The organism is Pseudomonas sp. GNP014, assembly GCF_054344005.1.
On the sequence record NZ_JBTGUS010000001.1, the window covers coordinates 5,744,964 to 5,769,382 of the forward strand.

General features: G+C 60.9%; 24 protein-coding genes and 6 tRNA genes. 6 read left to right on the forward strand and 24 right to left on the reverse strand.

Annotated elements, in window-relative coordinates; all coding sequences use genetic code 11:
• Positions 1–16 precede the first annotated feature (16 nt).
• The 12 genes from ACXX9E_RS25810 to ACXX9E_RS25865 form a co-directional block, all read right to left on the reverse strand.
• On the reverse strand, positions 17–613 hold the full coding sequence (locus ACXX9E_RS25810; RefSeq protein ID WP_123466808.1) for a nucleotidyltransferase family protein: 597 nt from the start codon (positions 611–613) through the stop codon (positions 17–19).
• Entirely contained in the window at positions 610–1,590 is a 981-nt protein-coding gene (locus ACXX9E_RS25815; RefSeq protein ID WP_186744942.1) for an XdhC family protein, read from the reverse strand. Before ACXX9E_RS25815 ends, ACXX9E_RS25810 begins: the two co-directional genes overlap by 4 nt.
• On the reverse strand, positions 1,590–3,911 hold the full coding sequence (locus tag ACXX9E_RS25820) for a xanthine dehydrogenase family protein molybdopterin-binding subunit (protein ID WP_186744944.1): 2,322 nt from the start codon (positions 3,909–3,911) through the stop codon (positions 1,590–1,592). Before ACXX9E_RS25820 ends, ACXX9E_RS25815 begins: the two co-directional genes overlap by 1 nt.
• Positions 3,908–4,378: a (2Fe-2S)-binding protein gene (locus ACXX9E_RS25825; RefSeq protein ID WP_123466814.1), complete on the reverse strand. Its 471-nt coding sequence runs from the start codon at positions 4,376–4,378 to the stop codon at positions 3,908–3,910. The genes ACXX9E_RS25820 and ACXX9E_RS25825 overlap by 4 nt, the downstream gene beginning before the upstream one ends.
• Before the next feature lie 310 nt (positions 4,379–4,688).
• Entirely contained in the window at positions 4,689–5,708 is a 1,020-nt protein-coding gene (murB, locus tag ACXX9E_RS25830; protein WP_123466816.1) for a UDP-N-acetylmuramate dehydrogenase, read from the reverse strand.
• Positions 5,705–6,169: a low molecular weight protein-tyrosine-phosphatase gene (locus ACXX9E_RS25835; protein WP_123466818.1), complete on the reverse strand. Its 465-nt coding sequence runs from the start codon at positions 6,167–6,169 to the stop codon at positions 5,705–5,707. The genes murB and ACXX9E_RS25835 overlap by 4 nt, the downstream gene beginning before the upstream one ends.
• Positions 6,169–6,933, reverse strand: a complete 765-nt coding sequence (kdsB, locus tag ACXX9E_RS25840; RefSeq protein WP_186744947.1) for a 3-deoxy-manno-octulosonate cytidylyltransferase — start codon at positions 6,931–6,933, stop codon at positions 6,169–6,171. The genes ACXX9E_RS25835 and kdsB overlap by 1 nt, the downstream gene beginning before the upstream one ends.
• The gene (locus ACXX9E_RS25845) at positions 6,930–7,115 is read right to left on the reverse strand and encodes a Trm112 family protein (protein WP_003174668.1); all 186 of its coding nucleotides are present in this window, start codon (positions 7,113–7,115) and stop codon (positions 6,930–6,932) included. The genes kdsB and ACXX9E_RS25845 overlap by 4 nt, the downstream gene beginning before the upstream one ends.
• 21 nt (positions 7,116–7,136) lie before the next feature.
• Complete coding sequence (lpxK, locus tag ACXX9E_RS25850; RefSeq protein ID WP_186744949.1) at positions 7,137–8,147, reverse strand: tetraacyldisaccharide 4'-kinase; 1,011 nt, start codon at positions 8,145–8,147, stop codon at positions 7,137–7,139.
• Positions 8,147–8,575 (reverse strand): flagellar polar localization protein PocB, encoded by a 429-nt coding sequence (gene pocB / locus ACXX9E_RS25855; RefSeq protein ID WP_123466824.1) that lies wholly within the window; start codon positions 8,573–8,575, stop codon positions 8,147–8,149. Before pocB ends, lpxK begins: the two co-directional genes overlap by 1 nt.
• On the reverse strand, positions 8,572–9,207 hold the full coding sequence (pocA, locus tag ACXX9E_RS25860) for a flagellar polar localization protein PocA (RefSeq protein WP_123466826.1): 636 nt from the start codon (positions 9,205–9,207) through the stop codon (positions 8,572–8,574). The genes pocB and pocA overlap by 4 nt, the downstream gene beginning before the upstream one ends.
• A 101-nt stretch (positions 9,208–9,308) precedes the next feature.
• On the reverse strand, positions 9,309–11,543 hold the full coding sequence (locus tag ACXX9E_RS25865; RefSeq protein WP_458556406.1) for a DNA internalization-related competence protein ComEC/Rec2: 2,235 nt from the start codon (positions 11,541–11,543) through the stop codon (positions 9,309–9,311).
• Between the two features lie 136 nt (positions 11,544–11,679).
• Here ACXX9E_RS25865 and ACXX9E_RS25870 point away from each other — a divergent pair, with 136 nt between their 5' ends.
• Positions 11,680–12,198: a DUF2062 domain-containing protein gene (locus ACXX9E_RS25870; RefSeq protein WP_123466830.1), complete on the forward strand. Its 519-nt coding sequence runs from the start codon at positions 11,680–11,682 to the stop codon at positions 12,196–12,198.
• Between the two features lie 164 nt (positions 12,199–12,362).
• Here the strand turns inward: ACXX9E_RS25870 and ACXX9E_RS25875 are convergent, their stop codons facing one another.
• From ACXX9E_RS25875 to ACXX9E_RS25890, 4 genes are all read right to left on the reverse strand, one after another.
• Positions 12,363–13,142 (reverse strand): ABC transporter permease, encoded by a 780-nt coding sequence (locus tag ACXX9E_RS25875; RefSeq protein ID WP_123466832.1) that lies wholly within the window; start codon positions 13,140–13,142, stop codon positions 12,363–12,365.
• The gene (locus ACXX9E_RS25880; protein WP_123466834.1) at positions 13,139–14,071 is read right to left on the reverse strand and encodes an ABC transporter ATP-binding protein; all 933 of its coding nucleotides are present in this window, start codon (positions 14,069–14,071) and stop codon (positions 13,139–13,141) included. The genes ACXX9E_RS25875 and ACXX9E_RS25880 overlap by 4 nt, the downstream gene beginning before the upstream one ends.
• A 133-nt stretch (positions 14,072–14,204) precedes the next feature.
• Complete coding sequence (locus ACXX9E_RS25885) at positions 14,205–14,828, reverse strand: glutathione S-transferase family protein (RefSeq protein ID WP_447807247.1); 624 nt, start codon at positions 14,826–14,828, stop codon at positions 14,205–14,207.
• Positions 14,829–14,871: 43 nt separating this feature from the next.
• On the reverse strand, positions 14,872–15,531 hold the full coding sequence (locus ACXX9E_RS25890) for a transglutaminase-like domain-containing protein (RefSeq protein ID WP_128616055.1): 660 nt from the start codon (positions 15,529–15,531) through the stop codon (positions 14,872–14,874).
• A 248-nt stretch (positions 15,532–15,779) separates the two neighbouring features.
• On the opposite strand from ACXX9E_RS25890, the gene ACXX9E_RS25895 reads away from it, so the two are divergent.
• Positions 15,780–18,227 carry an acyl-CoA dehydrogenase gene (locus ACXX9E_RS25895; RefSeq protein ID WP_458556407.1) on the forward strand — a complete coding sequence of 816 codons (2,448 nt, stop codon included), beginning with the start codon at positions 15,780–15,782 and terminating at the stop codon, positions 18,225–18,227.
• Positions 18,228–18,301: 74 nt separating this feature from the next.
• Positions 18,302–18,709, forward strand: a complete 408-nt coding sequence (locus ACXX9E_RS25900; protein WP_007967565.1) for a PA2817 family protein — start codon at positions 18,302–18,304, stop codon at positions 18,707–18,709.
• Positions 18,710–18,788: 79 nt separating this feature from the next.
• Here ACXX9E_RS25900 and ACXX9E_RS25905 read toward each other — a convergent pair whose 3' ends face one another.
• Complete coding sequence (locus ACXX9E_RS25905; RefSeq protein ID WP_123466842.1) at positions 18,789–19,787, reverse strand: LysR family transcriptional regulator; 999 nt, start codon at positions 19,785–19,787, stop codon at positions 18,789–18,791.
• A gap of 90 nt (positions 19,788–19,877) precedes the next feature.
• On the opposite strand from ACXX9E_RS25905, the gene ACXX9E_RS25910 reads away from it, so the two are divergent.
• The 3 genes from ACXX9E_RS25910 (at position 19,878) to ACXX9E_RS25920 (ending at position 22,004) form a co-directional block, all read left to right on the forward strand.
• Positions 19,878–20,504: an alanyl-tRNA editing protein gene (locus tag ACXX9E_RS25910; protein ID WP_123466844.1), complete on the forward strand. Its 627-nt coding sequence runs from the start codon at positions 19,878–19,880 to the stop codon at positions 20,502–20,504.
• Between the two features lie 89 nt (positions 20,505–20,593).
• Positions 20,594–21,364 carry a 2OG-Fe(II) oxygenase gene (locus tag ACXX9E_RS25915; protein WP_123466846.1) on the forward strand — a complete coding sequence of 257 codons (771 nt, stop codon included), beginning with the start codon at positions 20,594–20,596 and terminating at the stop codon, positions 21,362–21,364.
• 1 nt (position 21,365) lies between these two features.
• A complete protein-coding gene (locus ACXX9E_RS25920) occupies positions 21,366–22,004 on the forward strand; it encodes a LysE family translocator (protein ID WP_128616052.1) in 639 nt (212 codons plus the stop codon).
• A gap of 51 nt (positions 22,005–22,055) precedes the next feature.
• Here the strand turns inward: ACXX9E_RS25920 and ACXX9E_RS25925 are convergent, their stop codons facing one another.
• The 7 genes from ACXX9E_RS25925 to ACXX9E_RS25955 form a co-directional block, all read right to left on the reverse strand.
• Entirely contained in the window at positions 22,056–23,417 is a 1,362-nt protein-coding gene (locus ACXX9E_RS25925) for an MATE family efflux transporter (protein WP_458556408.1), read from the reverse strand.
• Positions 23,418–23,608: 191 nt separating this feature from the next.
• A tRNA-Gly gene (locus tag ACXX9E_RS25930) sits at positions 23,609–23,684 on the reverse strand.
• A 2-nt stretch (positions 23,685–23,686) separates the two neighbouring features.
• Positions 23,687–23,762: transfer RNA gene (locus ACXX9E_RS25935), tRNA-Glu, on the reverse strand.
• Positions 23,763–23,821: 59 nt separating this feature from the next.
• Positions 23,822–23,897, reverse strand: a tRNA-Gly gene (locus ACXX9E_RS25940).
• 3 nt (positions 23,898–23,900) lie between these two features.
• Positions 23,901–23,976 (reverse strand) — tRNA-Glu (locus ACXX9E_RS25945).
• Between the two features lie 104 nt (positions 23,977–24,080).
• Positions 24,081–24,156 (reverse strand) — tRNA-Gly (locus ACXX9E_RS25950).
• Positions 24,157–24,158: 2 nt separating this feature from the next.
• Positions 24,159–24,234, reverse strand: a tRNA-Glu gene (locus ACXX9E_RS25955).
• Between the last annotated feature and the right edge of the window lie 185 nt (positions 24,235–24,419).

Genomic DNA, 24,419 nt, shown 5'->3' on the forward strand with positions numbered 1-24,419 from the left:
GTCATCCGTTCAGGCCTCAGGACCGGGGAAACACCAACGCTTCAGGCACGTCGATATCCCACAACACTCCGGGATCATCCACCGCCACTTCCACCACGCGCCCCTGCTTGAACAGCGGCCTGGCCCCGCGATCGCCACTCAACCCCAACAACGCCGGGCCAAACGAACGCCCAAATCCCACCGGATGGCCAAACTCACCTGCCTGCACTGGTACGCTTACGGCATCGTCCGCCATGGCCGCGACCACCCGCTCAAGCGTCGACGGCAAGATAAACGGCATATCCCCCAATACAATCAGCCAGCCATCGGCTTTCGGGCACGCAGCAATCCCGGCAGCAATGCTGTCGCCCATTCCGGTGGTGCCTATGGAAACCACTTCACAGCCGTAGGCCTGCGCCATACGCATCGCTTGCGGTCGCGCCTCGGTGGTCACCAGCACACGCTTGTCGAGGCTGGCGGGCAGATTCACCAACACCTGCTCGATCACTGACCGCACCGCGCCATCGCGCCCGGTGCAGTCGGCCAGCAACTTGTCTCTGTCCGCGCCGGCCACCTGGCGAAAGCGGCTGCCCTCGCCCGCTGCCAGCACGATCACTGCAATGGATCGACTCATGTGCCCTCCGCCGGCTTTTTCTGTTTCAACGCGATGCCGTTCTTGACCGCAACAATCTCCGCCAGCAACGACAAGGCAATTTCCGCCGGCGAATGGCTGCCAATGTGCAGACCGATCGGCCCGTGCAATCGCGCAATGGCTGCTTCTGACAAGCCTAGCTGAGCCAGATTCTCCCGGCGTTTCTGACTGTTGACCCGGGAGCCGAGTGCACCGACATAGAAGGCGGGTGAATCCAGCGCCGTCAGCAAGGCCATGTCGTCCAGGCGAGGATCATGGGTCAGCGCAACAATCGCCGTGCGCTCGTCGGTTTGAATGCTCAATACCGCGTCATCGGGCATGCCCGGAACGAAACGGCCCTGTTGCTCTGCCCAGCCGTAAACGAACTCGGTGCGCGGGTCGCAGATCAGCACCTCGAAATCCAGCAACCGCGCCATCTCTGCCACGTACCGCGACAGCTGTCCGGCACCGATCAACAGCAGACGCCAGCGCGGACCGTAAATCGCCCGCAGGGTTTGACCATCGAACTGCAGCGAATCGGCTGGGCTGGCGGGCGTCAGCAGCACCTCACCGGTGGCGATATTCAGCTCACGGGCGACGATTTCATGGGCCTCGCATCGAGCGAGCAGTTCGGCAACCCAGGCCGGATCGCCGACCCGCTCTTCAGTCAGGCGCAACGTGCCGCCACAGGGCAAACCGAAGCGCGCCGCCTCTTCACGGGTGACGCCATAAGTAATCAACTGCACCGGCGGGCCGTCGCTCGCGATCCGTCCGTCATGCAGGCGCGCGATCAAGTCATCCTCGACACACCCGCCCGACACCGAACCGATCACCACGCCATCCTCGCGCAACGCGAGCATCGCACCGGGCGCGCGGGGCGCAGTGCCCCAGGTCTGCACCACGCTGAACAACACCACCCGCTGCCCGGCGCGGCGCCATTCCAGCACGCTGCGCAGGACGTTGAGATCAGCGCTGTCCATTACGCCTGCGCCTTCTGCCAGCCTTGCAACTGGTAACGCACTGGCAAGTCACGGATGCGTTTGCCGGTGGCGGCGAAAATCGCATTGCACAGCGCCGGCGCAATCGGCGGCACGCCTGGCTCACCGACACCGCCCAACGGCACGTCACCCGGTGGCGTCACCAGATGCACCGCGACCTCCTTGGGTGCCAGCGACATGCGCGCCACCTCGTACATATGGAAGTTGTCCTGCTGGACCTTGCCATCCTTGAAGCTGATTTCCCCCAGTACCGCGTTGCCCAGGCCCATCACGCAAGCGCCCTCGAACTGCGAGCGAATACGCTCCGGGTTGATCTGCGGCCCGCAATCGACGGCGATATCGGCCTTGTGCACGATCAGCGTGCCGTCGTCCTTGACCTCGACTTCAATGACTGCCGCCACATAAGTGACAAAGCTGTAATGCACCGCCAGCCCCAGGCCGCGGCCCTTGGGCAATTGGCGACCCCAGCCGGCTGCCTTCGCCGCCGTCTCCAGCACTGCACGCATGCGCCCGGTATCAATTGGATAACGCTCGGGAGATTCGCCGTAGTTCCACTCTTCGCTGAGGGTGCGCGGATCAATCTGCCGGTCCGGGCCAAGCAGTTTGATCTGATACTCGAGCGGATCGACGCCGGCCTTGTGCGCCAGTTCATCGACGAAACTCTGGATCGCGAAGCCGTGAGGAATGTTCGACACCGAGCGATACCAGCCCACCCGGGTGTGCACCGTCGCTTCTGGGTTTTCCAGGCGCACGCTGGGAATGGCATAGGCCATGTTGGTAAAGCCCATGCCCAGTTCGAACGCCGCCTCATGGTTCATGCCCGGCGCGAATAATGCGGTGATGCTCGGCGCCACCGTGCGATGCAGCCAGCCCGACGGCATGCCATCCTTGCCGACGCCGGCCTTCAGGTATTCGGCCGACACCGTGTGGAAATACGAGTTATGGATGTCGTCTTCCCGCGTCCACTGCACCCGCACGGCCTTGCCGGGAAATTCCTTGGCGAGGATCGCCGCTTCTACGACGAAATCCGGTTTCGACTTGCGCCCGAAACCACCGCCCAGCAACGTGACATTGAAGGTGACGTTATCGAAAGGCAGGCCAAGGCGCTCGGCAATCCGTTCACGGGTCACCTGTGGCGCCTGACTTGGCGCCCAGGCTTCGCAAGTGCCGTCCTTGTAACGGGCGATGGCGACCATCGGCTCCATCGGCGCCTGCGCCAGGTGCGGCAAATAGTAAGACGCTTCCAGCGTACTCGCGGCGCCACTGAGGGCCTTGTCGATATCACCGGTGTTGCGCACCACTTTGCCGGGTTTCAGCGCGGCAGCTTCCAGTTCCTTGCGATAGGCCACCGAGTCGTAACTGGCATTCGGGCCATCGTCCCATTCGATCTTCAGCGCCTCGCGGCCCTTGATCGCTGCCCAGGTGTTGCTGGCGATTACAGCCACGCCACCCAACGGCTGAAACTCCGACGGCAACGGACGACTTTCGATCTGAATGACTTTAAGCACACCCGGGACTTTCAGCGCGGCGCTGTCATCCACCGACATGACCTTGCCGCCGTACACCGCCGGACGGGCGACAGTGGCGAACAACATGCCGTCAAAATGCACATCGGCGCCATACACCGCACGACCGTTGACGATGTCGTCGCCGTCGATGGCTTTGGTGCCTTCCTTGCCGATATAGCGGAACTCCGCCGGTTGCTTGAGGCGCAGACTGTCGCGCGCCGGCACGGCCAGCGCACTGGCGGCAGCGGCGAGCTCGCCATAACCCAGTTCACGACCGGACGGTTTGTGCAGGACTTTGTGCAACTGCGCATGGCACTCGCCCACCGGCACTTTCCACTGCGCAGCAGCGGCTTGCTCCAGCATGGTCCTGGCCGCCGCACCGCAACGGCGCATCGGCTCATACCAGTGGCGCATGCTGCGCGAACCGTCGGTGTCCTGGTTGCCGAACCGCACTTCATCGCCCGGCGCCTGCCGGACTTTGACCTTGGCCCAATCGGCGTCCAGTTCATCGGCAACGACCATGGTCAGGCTGGTGCGCACGCCCTGGCCCATTTCCGAACGGTTGCAGACCACGGTCACCGTGCCGTCCGCAGCAATGCTGACGTAGACCTTCGGATCGTCGATCCAGCCGTTGGGCATGCCGTCAGCGCCGAATTTCTTCGGTGCATCTTCGGCCAACGCGTCCTGCCAGCCCCAACTGGCGGCCAGCACCAATGCGCCAGTGGCGCCGACACCCTTGAGGAAACCACGGCGGCTGAGGTTGCTCAGGGCAAAATCATTCGGCAAACGGCTCATGCCTTGGCCTCCTTCAAATGAGTGGAAGCCTGGCGGATCGCGGTTTTGATGCGGTTGTAAGTACCGCACCGGCAAATGTTGCCGACCATCGCCTCTTCAATCTGCTCATCGCTCGGGTTCGGGTTGGTCTTGAGCAACGCGGTGGCGGACATGATCTGCCCGCCCTGACAGAAACCACATTGGGCCACGGCGCTGTCGAGCCAGGCTTGCTGGACGACTTGCCCGACCGGATCGGCATGCAGGTTGTCGATGGTGGTGACGTTTTGTCCGACCACCGAGCCTATGGGGGTGATGCAACTGCGGGCGGGCAAGCCGTCGATGTGAATGGTGCAGGCGCCGCACAGGCCCATGCCGCAGCCGAATTTGGTGCCGTTGTAACCGGCGACATCACGGATGGCCCAAAGCAGCGGCATGTCTTCAGTGACATCGAGAGGATGGTCTTGACCGTTGAGTTTCAGGGTAATCATGGGCACGCCCGCATATTCTTGGTGGTTATGGGGTCGAGCAATCTGCCGCCGGAGGCTGGCGATGGTTCACGCAGATCAACTCAGGCTAATAGGCTCTCTCGTGCCGACGCGAACGTCTGCACCGGGCCTTTGGTGAAGCAAATGACGGTTATCGTTAGCTGGCTAAGTTAACCCATCGTTAACAAAAAAGCCCTGCTGAGACAGGGCTTTTCAGTTGCAAGTTTCTAGCTACAAGCTGCAAGCAAAAGCAGGAGCTGGCTCACGATCAAGATTGTAGCTCGCCGCTAAAAACTTGAGGCTCGTAGCTGCATTAATAGCGGTTGGGTTCCATTTCCAGCTCGACATTGAAACGTTCGGCAATATCTTTCTGGATGCGTTGCGCCAGCTCCAGCAGTTGCAGGCCGGTGGCCGCGCCGTAATTGACCAGCACCAGCGCCTGCAATTTATGCACGCCGGCATCGGCCTCACGGAAACCCTTCCAGCCAGCGCGCTCGATCAGCCAGCCAGCGGCCAGCTTCATCTGCCCGTCCGGTTGCGCATAGGCCACCAGATCCGGGTGCTGCGCCTTGATCTGCTCAACCAGGGCGGCCGATACCAGCGGATTCTTGAAGAAGCTGCCAGCATTGCCGAGCACCGCCGGGTCCGGCAGTTTTTCGCTGCGGATGCTGCAGATCGCCCGGCTGACGTCGGTGGGCGTCGGTTGCTCGATGCCCTGCTCGGTCAGGCGCTGACGCACCGGGCCGTAGTCCAGATGCAGATGGGCGACCCGGTCGAGCTTGAAGCGCACGCGCAGGATCAGCCAACGCCCCGGCTGCTGCTTGAACAGGCTGTCGCGGTAGGCGAAGTTGCATTCTTCCAGGCTGAAGTCGCGCAGCTCACCGGTCTGGCGATCCAGCGCAGTCAGCCCGGCGAACACGTCCTTGATCTCGACACCGTAGGCGCCGATGTTCTGCATCGGCGCAGCGCCGACAGTGCCGGGGATCAGGCTGAGATTTTCCAGACCGGAAAAACCCTGCGCCAGCGTGTGCTGGACGAACGGATGCCACGGTTCGCCGGCCTCAGCTTCGATCACGACGTGATTGCCGTCATCGTTCACCACACGAATGCCGCGAGTGGCCATGCGCAGCACCAGCGCCGGAATGTCTGCGGTCAGCAACAAATTGCTGCCACCGCCAATCACCAACAACGGCATGTCATGCGCAGCGGCATAAGCCAGCGCTTCACGGACATCGGCATCGCTGTGGGCTTCGGCAAACAGTTGCGCGCGAACATCCACGCCAAAACTGTTGAACGGTTTCAGGGAAACCTGCCGTTGCAGTTGCACACTCATAACCGGCCCTTCACTTCGATCAACAGTTGGTCGCAGGCCGCTTCGATGAGATCCAGCACCTGTTCGAAACCCTGATCGCCGTCGTAATACGGATCCGGCACTTCATCGACCACCCCGGCATAACGGCGCAGGAACAGATCCAGTTCGGCCTTGGCGGTGGACGGTTGCAGCGCCTTGAGGTTACGCAGGTTGCTGTTGTCCATGGCCAGAATCAGGTCGTAACTGGCGAAATCGGCCCGGCTGACCTGCTGCGCGCGTTGCGCCGACAGGTCATAGCCGCGCACTTTGGCGGCGGCCTGGCTGCGCTTGTCCGGCGGGTTGCCGACGTGCCAGTCGCCGGTGCCGGCGGAAGCCACCTCGACTCGATCCGCCAGCCCGGCTTCGCGCAGTTTGTGGCGCAATACGCCTTCGGCGGTGGGCGAACGGCAAATGTTGCCCAGGCACACGAACAGAACGCGCATCAGGCCTCCAGCAGGCGACGAACGCGCTCGAGGTCTTCGACGGTATCGACGCCAGTCGGCGGTGCGATCAACGCATCGGCGACATGAATCCGCACGCCGTGCCACAGGGCACGCAGTTGCTCGAGGGATTCCGTGTTTTCCAGCCAGCACGGGCCCCAGCTCACAAAATCCTGCAGGAAACCGGCGCGGTAGGCATAAATGCCGATGTGACGACGGTACGGCACACCCTCGGGCAACTGCTCGCGGCTCTTGGCGAATGCATCGCGCGCCCACGGCAAGGTTGCGCGACTGAAGGTCAGCGCCAGACCGTTGAGGTCACTGACAACCTTGACCACGTTCGGATTGAACAGGGTCTGCACGTCCTCGATCGGCTCGGCCAGGGTGGCCATGCGCGCTTCGGTGTGGGCGGCAAGGTTGGCGGCGACCTGATCGATCACGCTCGGCGGGATCAGCGGCTCGTCGCCCTGCACGTTGACCACGATCGCGTCAGGCTCAAGGCCCAGTTTCGCCGCGACTTCGGCCAGGCGGTCAGTGCCGGAGTTGTGGTCTTCACGGGTCAGCACCACTTCGGCGCCGAAACCCTGGCAGGCCTCGACAATGCGCGCATCGTCTGTCGCCACGACCACACGGCTGGCGCTGCTTTTGCTCGCCTGTTCCCAGACGTGCTGGATCATCGGCTTGCCGGCAATATCCAGCAGCGGTTTACCCGGCAGACGGGTCGAGGCGTAACGCGACGGGATGACAACGGTGAAGGCAGTGGTCATTTATCCAGACGCTCGTCGGTGGTCAGGGTGCGCGCTTCGCTTTCGAGCATCACCGGGATGCCGTCGCGGATCGGGTAGGCCAGGCCGGCGCCCTTGCTGATCAGTTCGGTCTTGTCGGCGCTGAGCTTGAGCGGGCCTTTGCAGATCGGGCACGCGAGGATGTCGAGCAATTTGGTGTCCATGAACATTCCCTGGATAAAGAGTTAAGGCAAAAGGCGATCGGGCAACAGGCGCATCAACTGTGTGTCGAACCAGGCCACGAAGGCCGGTGACGGCACGGCATCGACCGCCAGATACCACCAGTCGTCAGCCGCAAAGGCACGGCACTTCACCGCGTCCTTTTCGGTCATCACCAATGGCAATGACGGTGTGAAATTCAAGGCCTGCACGCTGTATTGCGCGTGGTCGGCAAACGCATGGGGGATTGCCCGCCAGTCTAGCGCTTCGAGGGTATTGAAGAAACGTTGCGGATTGCCGATCCCGGCCACTGCGTGCACCGATTGACCGGGCGCAAAATGCTCGAGCGGCTTGCGCTCGCCACTGCGCAGATTGACCAGCGCGGTCGGTTGCAGGCGAAACGCGAAGCCATCGTCGCGGTCGGCCGTGGCGCCGTTGAACAGCACACCGTCGACGCTTTGCAGGCGCTCGATCGGCTCACGCAACGGACCGGCCGGCAGGCAGCGTTTGTTTCCGAGGCCACGGGCGGCGTCGATCAGTACCAGTTCCAGATCCCGGGCCAGGCGGTAATGCTGCATGCCATCGTCGGAGAGAATCAGGTCCAGCGGCTCGCTGGCGAGCAAAGCTTTGACGGCGGCGCTGCGATCAGGGTCGATCATCAGCGGCACCCCGGTGCGCTGGACGATCAGCAGCGGTTCGTCGCCGGCGATGGCGGCGTGCTGGTCGGCTTCGACCCGCCACGGCAATTGCGGCGGCTTGGCACCGTAACCACGGCTGACCACGCCCACGCGCAAACCGCTGCGCCGGCAGTGCTCGATCAGCCAGAGGATCATCGGCGTCTTGCCGGTACCGCCGACGGTGATGTTACCCACGACGATCAGGGGCACCGGCGGCTGATAGATTGCGCCTTCACCATCAAGAAAGCGCCGGCGTTTATTGACCACCACGCGGCGATACAACATTTCCAGCGGCCGCAACAGCGTCAGGGCCGGGTGCCCCTGATACCACGCGGCGAGCAAGCGATCGGACAGGCTCATCAGGATTTGGGCGCCGCCTCGACCGTGGTCATGCGCAGATGGCTGAAACCGAGCTTGCCGGCCGCATCCATGGCGGTGATCACTGATTGGTGCTGAGTCTTGCCATCGGCACTGATCGACAACGGCATGTTGGTGTCACCGTTGGCTTCTTTCTGCATGGCTTCCATGAGGGTCGCCAGATCGTTCTTCGGCAGAATCTTGTTGTTCACCGAGAACACGCCTTCGGCGCTGATCGCGACATCCAGTTGCTTGAGCTGCTGGTCTTCGGCGGGCGAACCGCTGACTGACTCTGGCAGATCGACACGCAGCTGGGTCTCGCGGGTGAAGGTGGTGGTCACGACGAAAAACAGCAGCAGGATGAACACCACGTCAATCAGCGACGCGAGATTGATGTCCACCGTTTCCCGGGGTTTGCGACGGAATTTCACGCTCTTTCCCCGGCCAGATCGACGTCACGGTCGCCCTGCACCACTTCGACCAGTTTGATCGCTTCCTGCTCCATGCCCACCACCAGTTCGTCGATGCGGCGTTGCAGGAAACGGTGGAAGAACACCGACGGAATACCGACCATCAGGCCCGCCGCCGTGGTGATCAGCGCCTTGGAAATACCGCCGGCCAGCACTGATGCATTGGTGGTCATGCCGGAGCCGGTGAAGGCACTGAAAATGTCGATCATGCCCAGCACCGTACCCAGCAGGCCGAGCAGCGGCGCCATCGCAGCAATGGTGCCCAGCGCGTTGACGTAGCGCTCCAGCTCGTGGATCACCCGCCCGGCGGCTTCTTCGATGCATTCCTTCATGATCTCGCGACCATGCTTGGAATTGGCCAGGCCCGCGGCAAGGATTTCACCCAGCGGCGAATTGGCGCGCAATTCCTTGAGTTTTTCTTTATTGAGCTGCTTGTCCTTGATCCACACCCAGACCTGGCCCAGCAGATGCTCGGGGGTGACGCGACTGGCGCGCAGGGTCCACAGGCGCTCGGCGACAATCGCCATGGCCGCGATGGAACTCAGAATGATCGGCAACATCATCCAGCCGCCGGATTTGACCAATTCCCACACAGTGACAGTCCCCTCGAAAAAGTGCGCCACTTTACCATACCGCTTCGCGATCAGGACCCGCCGGCCCGACGACCGTGATGGTGCATTCAAGCGCGCTCCGATCAACGGGCCAATACTGGCGAATCACGCCAGAAACGCCGGTGTTGACGCATCGTCCGCGCCGGTTTGAACCTGCCCAGTTGCAGATGAATCGCGCCGTGCTCGGCGCTGTCGTAAATGCGCAGGCCCTGCTTGCGATAGCGCGCCAGTACCGTGGGATGAGGATGGCCGAACGAATTGCCGTGGCCGCGGGAAATCAGCACCGTTTCAGGATTCAACACCTTGAGCAGGGCCATCGAGGAAGAGGTGCGGCTGCCGTGATGGGGGGCCTGCAGCCATTGGGTCGGGACTGCCAGCGCGCTGTCGAGCAGAACCCGTTCGGCGTGAAGGTCGATGTCGCCGGTGAGCAACAGGCGCTCGCCATTGGCCTCGACCTGCAACACGCAGGAACGCTGGTTGCTGTCGTCGGCATCGGCCCATTGCCAGAGACGAAAACGGACGCCATCCCACTGCCACTGCTGTCCACTTTCGCAGGCTTGGGCACTCAATTCGGCAGGCAGGCCCGGCGGATCGCCGCTGATGACTCGCGCCACCGGTAAGCCGCGTGTGATCGCCAGGGCGCCGCCGGCATGATCGGCGTCGGCATGGCTGAGCATCATCAGATCAATGTGTTCCACGCGCAGTTTGCGCAACGCCGGCACTACCACCCGTTCACCGAGGTCGAAATCGCCGAAACGCGGCCCGGCGTCATACAGCAACGTGTGATGACGCGTGCGGATCAGAATCGCCAGGCCCTGGCCAACATCCAATTGCCAGACATCCGCCAGGCCGTGTGCCAGTGGCTCGCGTGGCGGCAGCGCCAGGATCAGCAGTAGTGGCCAGCCCAAAATCCTCATGGGCACGCCTCGCGGCAGCAGCAACAGCAACGCGCCAAGTGCGCCGATCGCCCAGACCCACACCGGCATCGAAGCTGCCACCCAGGCCGGCCAGTGTCCGGCAATGAGCGCCAGCCCGCGAAACAGCCCGTCGATCAAGACACCCGCCAGCCACAGCAAACCTTCGCCGACATACGGCAGCGGTAACAACACCGTGCCAAGCAGCGCGGGTGGCAGTACCACCAGACTGACCCAAGGCACCGCCAACAGATTCGCCAACGGCCCGCTGAGGCTGATCGGCAGGTTCAGCGCCAGCAACACCGGACACAAACCGATCGCAATCAGCCATTGCGCCCGAGTCCAAGTCTGCCACCAGCGCCAGGCACCGAGGCGTCCGCCAAAGGTGAAGATCAGCACCGCCACTGCCGCGAAGGACAGCCACAACCCCGGCCGCAACCCGGCCAGTGGATCGAGCAACAGCACGCCATTGAACGCCAGCAACAGCGGCCACCACGCGCCCAGATGACGAAAGCGCAGGCGCCACAGCAACACCAGCCCCACCATCACACAGGCGCGTTGCACCGGCACGTCAAACCCGGCCAGCAACGCGTAGCCGAGCGCCGCCGCGAACGCCAGACCGCAGGCCCACGGCAGCCATGGCCAGCGCAGTGGCCACACGCCCAGACGGGCCAATCCGGCGACCAACAGGTACATGACCGCCGCCAACAGGCCGATGTGCTGGCCGGAAATCACCAGCAAATGCACGGTGCCGGTGTCTTGCAGAATGCGCCAATCTTCGCGACTGAGCCCCGAGCCGTCACCCAGCACCAAAGCCGCCAGCGCTCCGGCCCGCCCCTGCGCATCCACCGCCAGCACACGCTGGCGAATGCTGTCACGCCAAGCCCAGTGTGCCTCGCGCAGACGCTGCCCGTCCTTGACCGTGCCGGTCGCACCGATGCGTTGGGCCAACAACCAGGCCTCATGATCGAAGGCATCCGGATTGAGCAGCCCGCCGGGGCGCTTGAACTTCACCGCCAATCGCCAGCGCTCGCCGCTGTTGACCGGTGGCCCGGCATACCAGGCCAGCCGCAGCAACGTTGGCAGTTTCTCGTGACGCGAGCGGGCATCGGCAAATTCGAAGCGCACGACGCCATCGCTGGTTTGCGGCAATCCCGTCACCCGCCCTTCGATCCAGCGGGTTTCGCCGTCCAGCACTGGCGAGAGTCGATCATTCAACGCCCACTGCGCACCGACGCAGCTCCAGGTGAAGCCGAACAGCAGAAACGCCACTGGATAGCTGCGAAACGGCAACACCATCAACGCCACCACCGGCAGCAGCACCACGACCCCGACCGGCGGTAACGCCGGCATAAAAAGCGGCACCAGCAGACCGACTGCCAGCGCCATCATCCCTGTGCGCATAAGCCCGTCCTTGAGAGTCCCGCACTTAGGCATAGCGGTTGGCGGGCACGACCGTCGTCAACAATTGTCACAAAGTCTGAATGGGCGCTTCGTAGAATCCAGACATACTTGCCGCCTTAACCGACCGAGAAGCCTTATGCCCCGGCGCTTATTCAAACGTTACATGCCCGACCCGACGAGCATCAGGGAACACAAATCCTTACGCTTTCTCGGCAAGTTGCTGCACGACCCGAACCTCTGGCACCTCAACCGCCACTCGGTGGCCCGTGCGATGGCCGTCGGCCTGTTCGCTGCATTTCTGCCGATTCCGGCGCAGATGCTGGTGGCCGCTGCGCTGGCCATTACCGTGCGTGGCAATCTGCCGATCGCCGTGAGTCTGGTCTGGCTGACCAACCCGATCACCATGCCGGCGGTGTTCTTTTGCACCTATCAGGCCGGGGCATGGTTGATGGATGTGCCTGCCCGGCATCTGCCGGATGAGTTGACCTGGGAATGGATCAGCGGCCAATTGTCGACGTTGTGGCAGCCGTTTTTGCTGGGCTCGGTGGTCTGCGGGCTGGTACTCGGTGCCCTCGCCTACTGCATTGTGATGATGTATTGGCGCTGGTGGGTGGCGCGGCAATGGGCGCGGCGCAAGAAAAGCCGCATGCGCTGAATGCAAAACGGCCTCCGCATTGGAGGCCGTTTTTTTGTAGCGTCTGAATGAACCCCATCGCGGGCAAGCCCGCTCTCACAGAATCGGGTTTGCCCGGAATTATGTGAACGACACAATCCCTGTCGCAGCGGGCTTGTCCGCGATGACAGCGACGCGGTTTGGGATCAGGTCCGCATCCCGCGCCCACTCACCAGCAACCGCGCACAACCGACATACAGCACCACGGTCGCCACCAGCATGAAGGTGATCGCAATGCCGATACGGATATCCGACACACCAAGAATGCCGTACCGAAAGGCGTTGACCATGTGCAGCACCGGGTTGGCCAGCGACACGGTCTGCCAGAACGGCGGCAGCAGCGTGATCGAATAAAACACGCCACCCAAGTAGGTCAGCGGCGTCAGCACAAACGTCGGGATGATCGAAATATCATCGAAGTTGCGCGCAAACACGGCGTTGATGAAGCCCAGAAGCGAGAAGATCGTCGCCGTCAGAATCACCACCAGCAAAGTCACGCCGAGGTGATGCACCTGCAGATGGGTGAAGAACAACGACAAAATCGTCACGATCACCCCGACCATCAAGCCGCGCAGCACGCCGCCAACGGTGTAGCCGATCAGGATGGTGTGCGGCGATACCGGCGACACCATCAGTTCTTCGATGGAGCGCTGGAACTTGCTGCCGAAAAAGCTCGACACCACGTTGCCGTAGGAGTTGGTAATCACCGACATCATGATCAGCCCCGGCACGATGTACTCCATGTAGGTGAAGCCACCCATGTCGCCGATCTGCCGGCCGATCAGGTTACCGAAGATCACGAAATACAGAACCATGGTGATCGCCGGCGGCAGCAGGGTCTGCGGCCAGATCCGGGTAAAGCGCCGGACTTCCCGATAAACAATGGTGTTGAGGGCGACGAGGTTGGGACGGAATTCGGAACTCATACCGCCACCTTCGACAGATTTTTCTCCACCAGGGACACGAACAGCTCCTCGAGGCGATTGGTTTTGTTACGCAGGCTCAGCACTTCGATGTTCTGCTGCGCCAATTGAGTGAACAGTGCGGTGATGCCCATGGACTTGTCGACCTGGACTTCCAGGGTATGGCTGTCGATCAACCGGGCGGGATAGCCGAGCAATTGCGGCGCCACGTTCAAGTCGGTTTTCAGGTCCAGCAGGAAGGTCTCGACGTGCAGCTGGCCCAGCAGTTGTTTCATGCTGGTGTTCTCGACGATGGTGCCGTGGTCGATGATGCCGATGTTGCGGCACAGCTGCTCAGCCTCTTCCAGATAATGCGTGGTGAGGATGATGGTGATGCCCTTCTCGTTCAGTTCAGTGAGGAACGTCCACATCGACCGGCGCAGCTCAATGTCGACCCCGGCGGTCGGTTCGTCGAGGATCAGCAGGCGCGGTTCATGCACCAGCGCCCGGGCGATCATCAAGCGACGCTTCATGCCGCCGGACAGCGACCGCGACGGCACATCGCGCTTGTCCCACAGGCCGAGTTGGGTCAGGTACTGCTCGGCGCGTTCCTTGGCGATTTTCGCCGGAATGCCGTAGTAGCCGGCCTGGGTCACGACGATGTCAAAGGTCTTTTCGAACTGGTTGAAGTTGAATTCCTGAGGCACCACGCCGATCGAGCGCTTGAGCGCTGCCGGGTTCTTGTCCAGGTCATGGCCGAAGATATTCACCGTACCGCTGGTCTTGTTCACCAGGGTCGAGAGAATGCCGATGGTTGTGGATTTGCCGGCACCGTTGGGGCCGAGCAAGGCGAAAAAGTCACCTTCGGCGACGTCCAGATCGATACCACTCAAGGCCTGGAACCCGTTGCCGTAGGTTTTGGTTAGCTGCCGGATGGACAGAGCGGAACTCATATCGGATTTACGCACCAAGAAGGGAAGAAAAGGAAAGATTGGGCCGGGCGGCGAACAAAACAACCACGGCGCGCGAACGCAATGGTGCTTGCCGCCGCCACACAAGTACAGTCAAGTGTGTCGATAGTTATTATCAAGTCAACGCGGTCATGACTGCTTTCTGATACGCCGGACGCTGCTTCAACCGGGCATACCACGCTTCCAGATACGGCTGTGCGGCACGCTCGATGGGCATCTCGAACCAGGCATAAATGAAGGAGCCGAGGGGAATGTCACCCATGCCGATTTCGCTTCCGGACAGGTAAGGCTGGCTGGCAAGCGCCTGCTCGGCCATGTTCAACAGCTCGGTGCATTCCTTGATCGCAGCGTTGATTGCCGGCCAGTCCTGCTTGTCGGCGGGCGTGCGCAATACGCCCCAGAACACGGTACGGAAGGGACCGGCAAAACTCGAGGAGGTCCAGTCCATCCACTTGTCAGCGCTGGCTCGTGCCTGTGGATCGGCCGAGTACCACGCACTGTTCGGCGCATGTTTGGCCAGCAGATAGCGCACGATCGCGTTGGATTCCCACAGCACAAAGCCGTCATCCTCGATCACCGGTACCCGGCCGTTCGGGTTCATCGCCCGATATTCAGGCGTATCGACCACACCGAAGGCGCCACCGGCATCAATCGCCTCATACGCCAGACCCAACTCCTCGGCGGCCCACAGCGGCTTCCGGACATTCGATGAGTTTTTCCGTCCCCAGATCTTCAGCATGACCGCCTCTTTTCAAATGAGTGGGCAAGCAGCATACGCCGGATCAGACACGGCTCAAATCACTCTGCATATCACCCAGCACCGTCGCCTGTTTATCGCCGAACAGATGCGGGTAGCACTTTTTCAGGTGTTCGAAGAAGAACTGTTCCGGCACATCGGCGAACTGGCCGTGATCGACCAGGTACTCCATCAACTGCGCGCCGTCGCGGTTGAACGGGTGGAAAACACTGTCGTGGATGCCGTCGAATTCCAGCGGCGCGACGTTGAACAGTTCGCAGAGTTTCTGGTTGAAGGCCGGTGTAGCCTTGACCCAGCGCCCGTTCAGGAACAATTCGGTGTAGCCGTGCATGGCGAACACGTCGCTGCGCAGCAACTCCAGCAGACGCGGGGTCGACAGATGATTTCTGACATCGGCCAGACCGATGCGCGCGGGAATCCCGCAATGCCGCGCGCACCCGGCCAGCAACGTGGCCTTGGGCACGCAATAACTCTCCCCCGTCGCCAGGGCATAGCTGCCGCACAGGGTTTGCGGGTCGAGACTGAAGGTGTAGGGATTGTAGCGCACCGCCTCGCGCACGGCGTAGTAAAGACTGACCGCCTGCGCGAGCGGATCGCGGCTGGCTCCACGGTACTGTTCGGCGAACTCCACCACGGCGGGGTGGTCACTATCGATGAAGCGGCCGGGACTCAGATACTCGTGCATGACGACATTCTCCTGGGTGAGCCCCGAGTCTAGCGACAGCCCAAGCACAGAGATAACGACGTTTCGGCCAAACTTGGACGCAAAGGCGCGGGATGAGCGAACGATTTCCCACACGTGTTGCCCACCGAACTTACGAAAACCATCCGGGGTTTCCCACGATTTCAATCACCTTGCTCTGACCACCCGGTTTTACAGATGCCGTCTAAGCTCTGGAGGGTCGATTTGCCTTGGTTCACGGAGGACTGAATATGCTGTTGTTGTGGATACTGGTTTTGATCGTTGGCGTGGCGTATCTCGCCCACCGGCGCGTCGCCCCGCTGCCGGCGTTGGGCATCGTTGCCGTCTATCTGCTGGCAATGGGTATTTTCAGTCATGCACCGGGCTGGCTGCTGGTGGTGCTCTGGGTCCTGTTGGCGGTGGTCGCCGCACCGTTGCTGTTGCCTGACCTGCGCCGCCAACACTTCACCGCGCCGCTGTTCAACTGGTTTCAGAAAACCCTGCCGCCGATGTCGCAGACCGAGCGCGACGCGATCGATGCCGGCACCGTATGGTGGGATGGCGAGCTGTTCAGCGGTCGTCCCGACTGGGAAAAACTGCTGGCCTATCCCAAGGCGCAACTGACCGAAGAAGAACAGGCGTTCATCGACGGTCCGACCGAAGAACTCTGCGCCATGGTCACCGACTGGCAGATCGGCCAGGCGATGGACCTGCCGCCTGAAGCCTGGGCGCACATCAAGGAGCATGGCTTCTTCGCCCTGATCATTCCCAAGGAATTCGGGGGCAAGGGGTTCTCGGCCTACGCTCACTCGCAAGTGGCGATGAAACTCGCCACCCGCAGCGGCGACCTCGCCTCCACCGTCATGGTGCCCAACTCCCTCGGCCCTGCCGAACTGTTGCTGCATTACGGCACCGACGAACAGCGCAATCACTACTTGCCAAGGCTGGCCCGTGGCGACGACATCCCTTGTTTCGCCCTAACCGGCCCGCTCGCCGGTTCCGACGCCGGGGCAATGCCCGACACCGGGATCATCTGCAAAGGTCAGTGGGAAGGTCAGGAAGTCATCGGCCTGCGCCTGAACTGGGAAAAGCGCTATATCACCCTCGGCCCGGTCGCGACCCTGCTCGGCCTTGCGTTCAAGGCCTACGACCCGGAGCATCTGCTGGGCGACAAGGAAGACCTCGGTATCAGCCTCGCGTTGATTCCGACCGATACCGCCGGCGTGGAAATCGGCCGTCGTCATTTGCCGCTGGGCGCGGCATTCATGAATGGCCCGAACTCCGGTAAAGACGTGTTCATCCCGCTGGACTTCCTCATCGGTGGTCAGGAAATGCTCGGCAAGGGCTGGATGATGCTGATGAATTGCCTGTCGGTCGGCCGTTCGATCTCGCTGCCAGCCGTCGGTACGGGTGCGGCCAAGTTCACCAGTCTGGTAACCGGCCAATACGCGCAGATTCGCGAGCAATTCAACGTGCCACTGTCGGCGTTCGAAGGCATCCAGGAAGCCATGGCGCGCATCGGCGGCAACGCGTGGATGATGGACGCTGCGCGGATGCTCACCGCCAACGCGGTGGACCTCGGTGAGAAACCGTCGGTGCTGTCGGCGATCCTCAAGTACCACCTGACCGAACGCGGCCGCGAGTGCATCAGCCACGCCATGGATGTGCACGGTGGCAAGGCGATCATCATGGGCCCCAACAACTACCTCGGGCGCAGCTGGAACGGCGCGCCGATCTTCATCACCGTGGAAGGCGCGAACATCCTGTCGCGCAACCTGATGATCTTCGGTCAGGGCGCGATTCGCTGCCATCCGTTCGTGCTCAAGGAAATGGCTCTGGCCGGGCGCGAGGACAAGGATCAGGCGCTGAAAGAGTTCGATGGCCTGCTGCTCAAACACATCGGTTTCGCCGTGAGCAATGCCGCCAGCACACTGGTGCTGAACCTTGGCTTCGGTCACTTCGAACACGCACCGGGCGACAGAATCAGCCAAGGTTACTTCCGTGCCCTCAACCGCCAGGCTGCGGCGTTCGCCATGCTCGCCGACTTCAGCATGATGTTGCTGGGCGGTGAACTGAAGCGCCGCGAGCGTCTGTCGGCACGTTTGGGCGATGTCTTGAGCAACCTGTATCTGGCTTCCGCCGCGCTCAAGCGTTATCACGATCTGGATTCACCCGCGCACATGGAACCGCTGTTGCGCTGGGCGATGGAGGAAAGCCTCGGTCAATCGGAACGGGCGCTGGATGAACTGCTGAGCAACTTCCCGAACAAAGTCTTCGGCTGCCTGCTACGGGTCATCGTGTTCCCGTTCGGTCGTCGCCACAAAGGCCCGTCGGACAAACTGGGGGCCGAAGTCGCCGGGGTGATTGGTCGCGCGAAGGGCGATCCGGCGCTGGAAGAGCTGCTTGCCGGCTGCTATCGCCCGCAATCGGCAGACGATGCGGTCGGCGCATTGCAACACGCCAGCGATCTGTTGCACGCCGCGCAGCCTCTGCACAAAAAACTGCACACCTCGCTGAAAAGCGGTCAGGTCAAACCGGCCGCGGGCGAACATGCCATTGATGCCGCACTTGAAGCGGGGGTGTTGCAACCGGCGGAAGCGCAGAGTCTGCGCGATGCCGAAGCGGCACGACGCAAGGTGATCGACGTCGATGATTTCGACAAAGAGGAGCTGAAACAGGCAGAGGGGAAAGTGCGCTGATCCCCTCAAACATATAAAAACGGGCGCGGGAGCTTTATACTCCCGCGCCCGTTTTGCTCTTGAGGACTTATCTCGTGTCCAACGTCGTTGCCGATCATCTTGTTTTGCTCGACCACCTGCGCAGTATCCTGGTCGCCGTAGGTGAGGCCGAACAGGTTCCCGAAGAAAGCCATGCCTTGTTCCTGGAGCGCTTCGACGAACTGCTGGCATCCTTGCCGATCGATCCGATCGAAAGCCAATACCTGGGCCAGGACATCCTGACTCAAGTGATTACCCGTTACCCGCAAATTGCCCACCTGATCCCGCGCGATCTGCTGTGGTTCTTCGCCGGCGACTGCCTGCACTACCTGTCTGATGAAGAGATCGACCTGTATCAGGCTCTGGAAGAGCGTCGCTACGAAGCCGAACAGAACGACGAACCGTTCGACTGGAATCAGGAAAAACAGCTGCTGGCGATGTCCGCCCAGGACAGCAAGCACTAAGTTTCCACAGATCAAAATATCGCACCTTCGGCAGCGCCTGCATGGATTGCAGGCGCTGCCGAAGGTGCGATCTTTTGCTTTATAGAAGCCCCTCACTTTCCGGCAGTTCATACGCCATCGCCAGATTGTTCGGCGCCCCCGTCCTCGCTGGCTTGCTCAACGTCGGCTCCTTCTCCAGGCACTCAACCAGAAAATCGATAAACACTCGCAACTTGGGTGGCAGATAACGCGTCGGCGAATGTAACAGCCACAGTCCGCCATGGTAGGAAGCGAGGAAGGTCCAGTCCGGCAGCACCTGCACAATCAACTTCTGTTCGAGTGCATATCGGGCAGTGAAATACGGCAGGCTGCCAATGCCCAGGTGCTGCAACACCGCGCCCAGACGCACCCCCGTGTGGTTCGCGGCGTATCGTCCACGTACTCCCACCGTCACCGCCTTGCTGCCTTTCTTGAACTTCCAGCGCGCATCGCTCGGCGTTTCCCCCAGATAAATGCAGCTGTGCTTGAGCAAATCGTGAGGGTGCGTCGGCGTGCCGTGTTCAGCCAGGTATTGCGGTGTGGCGCACAGTAGATGGTCAATAGTCAGCAACTGCCGCCCGACCAATCCGGCCGGCGGCCGATCCGTGATACGAATCGCCAGATCGACATGGTCGTCGATCAAATCAACCTGTCGGTCTTCGAGCAGCAGTTCGACATCGACCTTGGGGTAACGCCGCAGGAATTCGGGCATGTGCGGGTGAATCACGAAACGCCCCACCGCTTTCGGTACGCTGACCCGCACCAGGCCTTCCGCTTCGTGGGTGAACTGGCCGCTGATTTCCATCACCGATCTGGCAGCACTGACCATCTCCTGACAACGCTTGAAGACCTCTTCTCCGCCGTCACTCAAACGCAATTTGCGGGTAGTGCGTTGCAACAGTCGCGTGGCCAGGGCCTTTTCCAGTCGCGAAATGCTGCGACTCACGGCTGACGGCGAAGAGCCAAGCTGACGGGCCGCTTCAGAGAAGCTTCCGGTCTCGACAACCTTGACGAAAATCGCCATTTCACCGAGCAGGGGTAGCGGGAGATTTATGCTCACAGCGCACAAGTCCTTTGATGTTTGAACGGATTATCACGTTATTGCACGATTCATATAATAAAAATAGAAATTTTAATAAGGGCATGGAATATGACGCTTCGCCTCTTTTTCCATAGTGATGAGCTCAAGGCCAATGTGGAAGTCCTCGACTGCACGCCCCACGAGAACGAATTTGCCGTGGTGCTGCGCGCCACGTTGTTTCATCCGCAAGGCGGCGGTCAGCCTTGCGACACTGGCTGGATCGATGAAAGCCGGGTTCTGCGCGTAGTGCAGGAACCCGACCGGATCGTGCATTACGTGGATCAGCCGGTGAAGCCTGGCATGACGCAGATTCGCGTCGATGAACAACAGCGTTGCTTCAATTCCCGCATGCATTCGGCCGGCCACCTGATTGGCCACTTTATCCAGGCAATGGGCTGGACGCCGATCAAGGCGCACCACTGGCCAGACGAAGGCCGGGTGCAATTCAAACCGGCAGAAGGTGCCCGGGAAGTCGATGCGCAAAGCGTCCAATACGGCATCAACCAATGGATAGAACACGACCTGCCACGCCTGACCTCGTTGCGCGAAGGAGTGCGTGAAATCGGTTTCGGTGAGCTGCCCGCCTACGGCTGTGGCGGCACCCATGTACGTAGCCTGAAGGATCTGGGCACAGTCACGATCGCGTCCCTTGCGCAGAAAAAGGGCACCTTGTCGGTCCACTACAGCGTGGATTAAGGATTTTGGGCGGTGCAGCACGCATCGCCCGACGCCGGGGAACCGCATTCGCAGGTTCCGTTGACTACCGATAGATGGACCTACAAAAAATGATGCTAGACGTCGAGCGTCTCGATGAGACGTGCATAAAAAAACTGGCCAACGAAGAAGTCCTCGCCATCCGCGTCAAAGGCTTTTTGCCCGAAGCATTGGCAATCCAGATTGGCGACAAAATCCTCGCTCCAGGCTTTGAAGGCTATATCAACGCACCGAGCATCGGCCGCATCGGCATGGCGTTCTATGAGGCAGAAAACCAGCCGCTGCTGATCGAAGACTATTTCGAGCGTGCAACCAGCAACATCGCTGAATTGCGTAACCGTTGCGCGCCCTACTCCTCTCCCGTCGACACGCTGCGCTGCATGCTCGATGAGTCATGGCCGGCCGGTGCGCATCTGGAAAACCTGTACGGGCGCAAAATGTATGTCGGGTTGTCACGCGTAGTGAAGCCGGGAGTGTGCTTCCTCGCGCATCACGACATCTTTGCCAAAGACGCCCCGGACAGCTTTCAGGCTCGCAGCCTGGAAGCACAGTTTGCCTGCAATGTTTACCTGAACATGCCAACCGAAGGCGGCGCATTACAGATGTGGGATGACGACATTTCTGCTGACCGGTTCGACGAAATGCGTGGCGACAGTTATGGCATAGACCCTGCCCTGCTCGGCCCTCCGACCCTTGAAGTACGGCCGAATCCCGGAGATTTCATCATGTTCAATTCACGCTGCATGCACTCGGTAACCCCGGGTGTGGCGGATCCGCGCTTGAGCCTTTCGTTCTTTGTCGGCTACCGCGGCAATGCTTCACCCCTGACTTTCTGGAGCTGAGATGTTATCGAACTACCTGGGCGAATTTCTGGCATTGGCCACCATTCATTTTCTGGCCGTGGTCGCCCCCGGACCGGACTTCGCCGTCACTATCCGCCAGAGCGTGCGTTTCGGCCGAGTCGTGGGCATTTGCACGGCGCTGGGGATCGGCGCGGGCATCTCCGTGCACGTGCTGTATACATTGCTCGGGGTCGGCGCATTGATGCACACCACCCCTTGGCTGCTGACCGTGGCCAAGGTCATCGGTGGCGCCTACATCCTGTATCTGGGTGTCAGCCTGTTGCGCAGCAAACCCAAGTCGGCAATTGAAGGGGAAAAAGCTGTCGACGAGCCGGCAGTCGAGCAGACCCTACTCAAGGCTTTCACCACCGGCTTCCTGACCAATGCCACCAACCCGAAAGCCACGCTGTTTTTTCTGGCAATCTTCACCACGATCATCAGCGCCAGCACGCCGCTGAACATCCAGGCGCTGTACGGCCTGTGGATGTGCTGTGTGAACGCATTGTGGTTCGTCATCGTTGCGCTGTTTTTCTCCAGCGCCAAGGTGCGCCTGCTGTTCCTGCGCATGGGGCACTGGTTCGAGCGCACCATGGGTGTCGTGCTGATCCTGTTCGCCGGCCGCTTGATGATGTCCTGGTAACTCACCGGCAAACGAAAGGCCCGCCGATGTTCATCGGCGGGCCTTTTTGTTTCAACTGATGGCAGTCACCCTGACCCGGCTGCTATGGATAAATCGCGCGCCCATCAAAAGCGTCGCCAGGCTCAGCGCCGTGATCAATCCCGTCCAGATCCCTTGCGGCCCCCACTCCAGTCCAAATGCCAAACCCGCGCCGAGTGGTACACCGACGCCCCAATAACAGAAAACCGCCAGCCACATTGGCACGCGCGTATCCTGCAGACCACGCAACGCACCCGCCGAAAGCATCTGCAAGCCATCGGGAAACTGCAAAGCGGCGGCAAACAACAACAGCGTCGAGGCCAATGCCGTGACGGCGATGTCGGAGCTATACAGGCTGGCAATCGCTTCATTGCCCAACAACAAGATGACGACCGATACGCTCTGCGTCAGCAACACAATCACGCAACCGGCCCAAGCGGCTTGCCGGACACGCTGGAGATCGCCGCGCCCTGACGCATGGCCCACGCGAACCGTTGTCGCCTCCGCCACAGCCACCGGGATCATGAAACACAGCTGCGCGAGGTTCACCGCAATCTGGTGCGCCGCGAGAAACGTCGAGCCCAATCGCCCGATCAGCAACGAAGTCACAATGAACAGGCTGCCTTGCATCAGAATCGCAATGCCGATTGGCATGCCGGTGCGCAACAAATTCATGATCCCAGAGCGACTCGGCAGATCGAAACGTGCAAACAGGTGCAAATGCGCCAAACGCTTGCCAAACCAGAGATAGCCAGCAAACAACGATGCCTGCAGCCACATCATCACGGCCGAAGCGATCCCCAGCCCCTGCGCGCCCAACTCGGGAAAGCCCAATTTGCCATTGGTCAACACGTAGCCCAGCGGCGCCAGCACCCATAGACCGCCGAAACTGAACATCATCGTCGGACGCATCCAGTGCATCCCTTCACACAGATAACGCATGCAGAAAAACAGCGTCAACGCCGGACTGCCCCAACGCACTGCATGCAGGAACGCCTGAGCGCCGGGAATCATCTGCTCGGCGATCCCGGCAGGCGCGAGCAACAGGGGCACAAGGCTCAGAAATGCAAACATCAACAGCCCCATGAACAGCGCCAGCCACAATGCCTGGCGAAAGATCGGCGCGATTTCATGGGTACGATCCGCCCCCTGTAAACGCGCGACCGACGCCGTCAACGCAATCAACGTACCGATCGGCACCAGCATCGGCAGCCACAACAATGCGGTGCCCAGCGTTACCGCCGCCAGCGTGTCGGTGCCGTGGTTGCCGGCGATCAGGTTGTCGACGAAGGCAATCAACCCGGCGCAGACATGGCCGACCATCAGAGGTAGCGCGAGAAGCGCGGTGGCACGAATCTCGGACAAACTGCCGCGCGACACTGATTTCAATGACATTGAAGGATCTCCGGAATCAACAGAAAAAGCTCGGTGAGCAAGGCCAGTCGTTATCCCAGAATTGCCTCGCGCTGACTGTCAGACGCGTCCTGATCTCACGGATCGGCTGTAGGAAAATTGTAAAAGGCAGGGCAAACACAAAAAACGCGCATACAAAAACGCCGCTCTATTGAGCGGCGTTTTTGTGAATATGGAGCGGGAAACGAGACTCGAACTCGCGACCCCGACCTTGGCAAGGTCGTGCTCTACCAACTGAGCTATTCCCGCAATGGCGTCCCCTAGGGGACTCGAACCCCTGTTACCGCCGTGAAAGGGCGGTGTCCTAGGCCACTAGACGAAGGGGACAGGCTACAACTTTCACTTAAATAAAAACGCCGCTCTTAGCCGAGCGGCGCTTTTGAATTTGGAGCGGGAAACGAGACTCGAACTCGCGACCCCGACCTTGGCAAGGTCGTGCTCTACCAACTGAGCTATTCCCGCAAATGGCGTCCCCTAGGGGACTCGAACCCCTGTTACCGCCGTGAAAGGGCGGTGTCCTAGGCCACTAGACGAAGGGGACACGCTACCCGGAACACATGGTGTGTGTTTCGGTGTCCAGATCCGCATCCTGAGATTTGGTTCTGGTTTCACTCAGCCCCGCCCGAAAGCAGTGCTGTTTAAAATTGGAGCGGGAAACGAGACTCGAACTCGCGACCCCGACCTTGGCAAGGTCGTGCTCTACCAACTGAGCTATTCCCGCATTGGCGTCCCCTAGGGGACTCGAACCCCTGTTACCGCCGTGAAAGGGCGGTGTCCTAGGCCACTAGACGAAGGGGACACGCTACAACATTCACTCCCTGCCGCGTTTCGCTGTGTGCTTTACGCTGCAAGTGGCGCGCATTCTATGGATGGATTGGAAGGTCGTCAACCCCCAGATATAAATTTATTTAAATCAATGACTTCGACGTCGTTTACGGGAGCAATCGGGGTTTTGCGTCGCCCGACGATTGACGCCTATATTCC

What these genes read in the sequence shown, in the direction of transcription:
- kdsB (WP_186744947.1), bottom strand. Translation starts at nt 6,933, where the DNA reads ATGACCACTGCCTTCACCGTTGTCATCCCGTCGCGTTACGCCTCGACC.
- ACXX9E_RS25915 (WP_123466846.1), top strand. Translation starts at nt 20,594, where the DNA reads ATGATGCTAGACGTCGAGCGTCTCGATGAGACGTGCATAAAAAAACTG.
- lpxK (WP_186744949.1), bottom strand. Translation starts at nt 8,147, where the DNA reads ATGAGCCTGTCCGATCGCTTGCTCGCCGCGTGGTATCAGGGGCACCCG.
- ACXX9E_RS25870 (WP_123466830.1), top strand. Translation starts at nt 11,680, where the DNA reads ATGCCCCGGCGCTTATTCAAACGTTACATGCCCGACCCGACGAGCATC.
- ACXX9E_RS25875 (WP_123466832.1), bottom strand. Translation starts at nt 13,142, where the DNA reads ATGAGTTCCGAATTCCGTCCCAACCTCGTCGCCCTCAACACCATTGTT.
- ACXX9E_RS25880 (WP_123466834.1), bottom strand. Translation starts at nt 14,071, where the DNA reads ATGAGTTCCGCTCTGTCCATCCGGCAGCTAACCAAAACCTACGGCAAC.
- ACXX9E_RS25885 (WP_447807247.1), bottom strand. Translation starts at nt 14,828, where the DNA reads ATGCTGAAGATCTGGGGACGGAAAAACTCATCGAATGTCCGGAAGCCG.
- ACXX9E_RS25920 (WP_128616052.1), top strand. Translation starts at nt 21,366, where the DNA reads ATGTTATCGAACTACCTGGGCGAATTTCTGGCATTGGCCACCATTCAT.
- ACXX9E_RS25815 (WP_186744942.1), bottom strand. Translation starts at nt 1,590, where the DNA reads ATGGACAGCGCTGATCTCAACGTCCTGCGCAGCGTGCTGGAATGGCGC.
- ACXX9E_RS25825 (WP_123466814.1), bottom strand. Translation starts at nt 4,378, where the DNA reads ATGATTACCCTGAAACTCAACGGTCAAGACCATCCTCTCGATGTCACT.
- ACXX9E_RS25820 (WP_186744944.1), bottom strand. Translation starts at nt 3,911, where the DNA reads ATGAGCCGTTTGCCGAATGATTTTGCCCTGAGCAACCTCAGCCGCCGT.
- ACXX9E_RS25895 (WP_458556407.1), top strand. Translation starts at nt 15,780, where the DNA reads ATGCTGTTGTTGTGGATACTGGTTTTGATCGTTGGCGTGGCGTATCTC.
- ACXX9E_RS25865 (WP_458556406.1), bottom strand. Translation starts at nt 11,543, where the DNA reads ATGCGCACAGGGATGATGGCGCTGGCAGTCGGTCTGCTGGTGCCGCTT.
- ACXX9E_RS25835 (WP_123466818.1), bottom strand. Translation starts at nt 6,169, where the DNA reads ATGCGCGTTCTGTTCGTGTGCCTGGGCAACATTTGCCGTTCGCCCACC.
- murB (WP_123466816.1), bottom strand. Translation starts at nt 5,708, where the DNA reads ATGAGTGTGCAACTGCAACGGCAGGTTTCCCTGAAACCGTTCAACAGT.
- ACXX9E_RS25845 (WP_003174668.1), bottom strand. Translation starts at nt 7,115, where the DNA reads ATGGACACCAAATTGCTCGACATCCTCGCGTGCCCGATCTGCAAAGGC.
- ACXX9E_RS25925 (WP_458556408.1), bottom strand. Translation starts at nt 23,417, where the DNA reads ATGTCATTGAAATCAGTGTCGCGCGGCAGTTTGTCCGAGATTCGTGCC.
- ACXX9E_RS25810 (WP_123466808.1), bottom strand. Translation starts at nt 613, where the DNA reads ATGAGTCGATCCATTGCAGTGATCGTGCTGGCAGCGGGCGAGGGCAGC.
- ACXX9E_RS25890 (WP_128616055.1), bottom strand. Translation starts at nt 15,531, where the DNA reads ATGCACGAGTATCTGAGTCCCGGCCGCTTCATCGATAGTGACCACCCC.
- ACXX9E_RS25910 (WP_123466844.1), top strand. Translation starts at nt 19,878, where the DNA reads ATGACGCTTCGCCTCTTTTTCCATAGTGATGAGCTCAAGGCCAATGTG.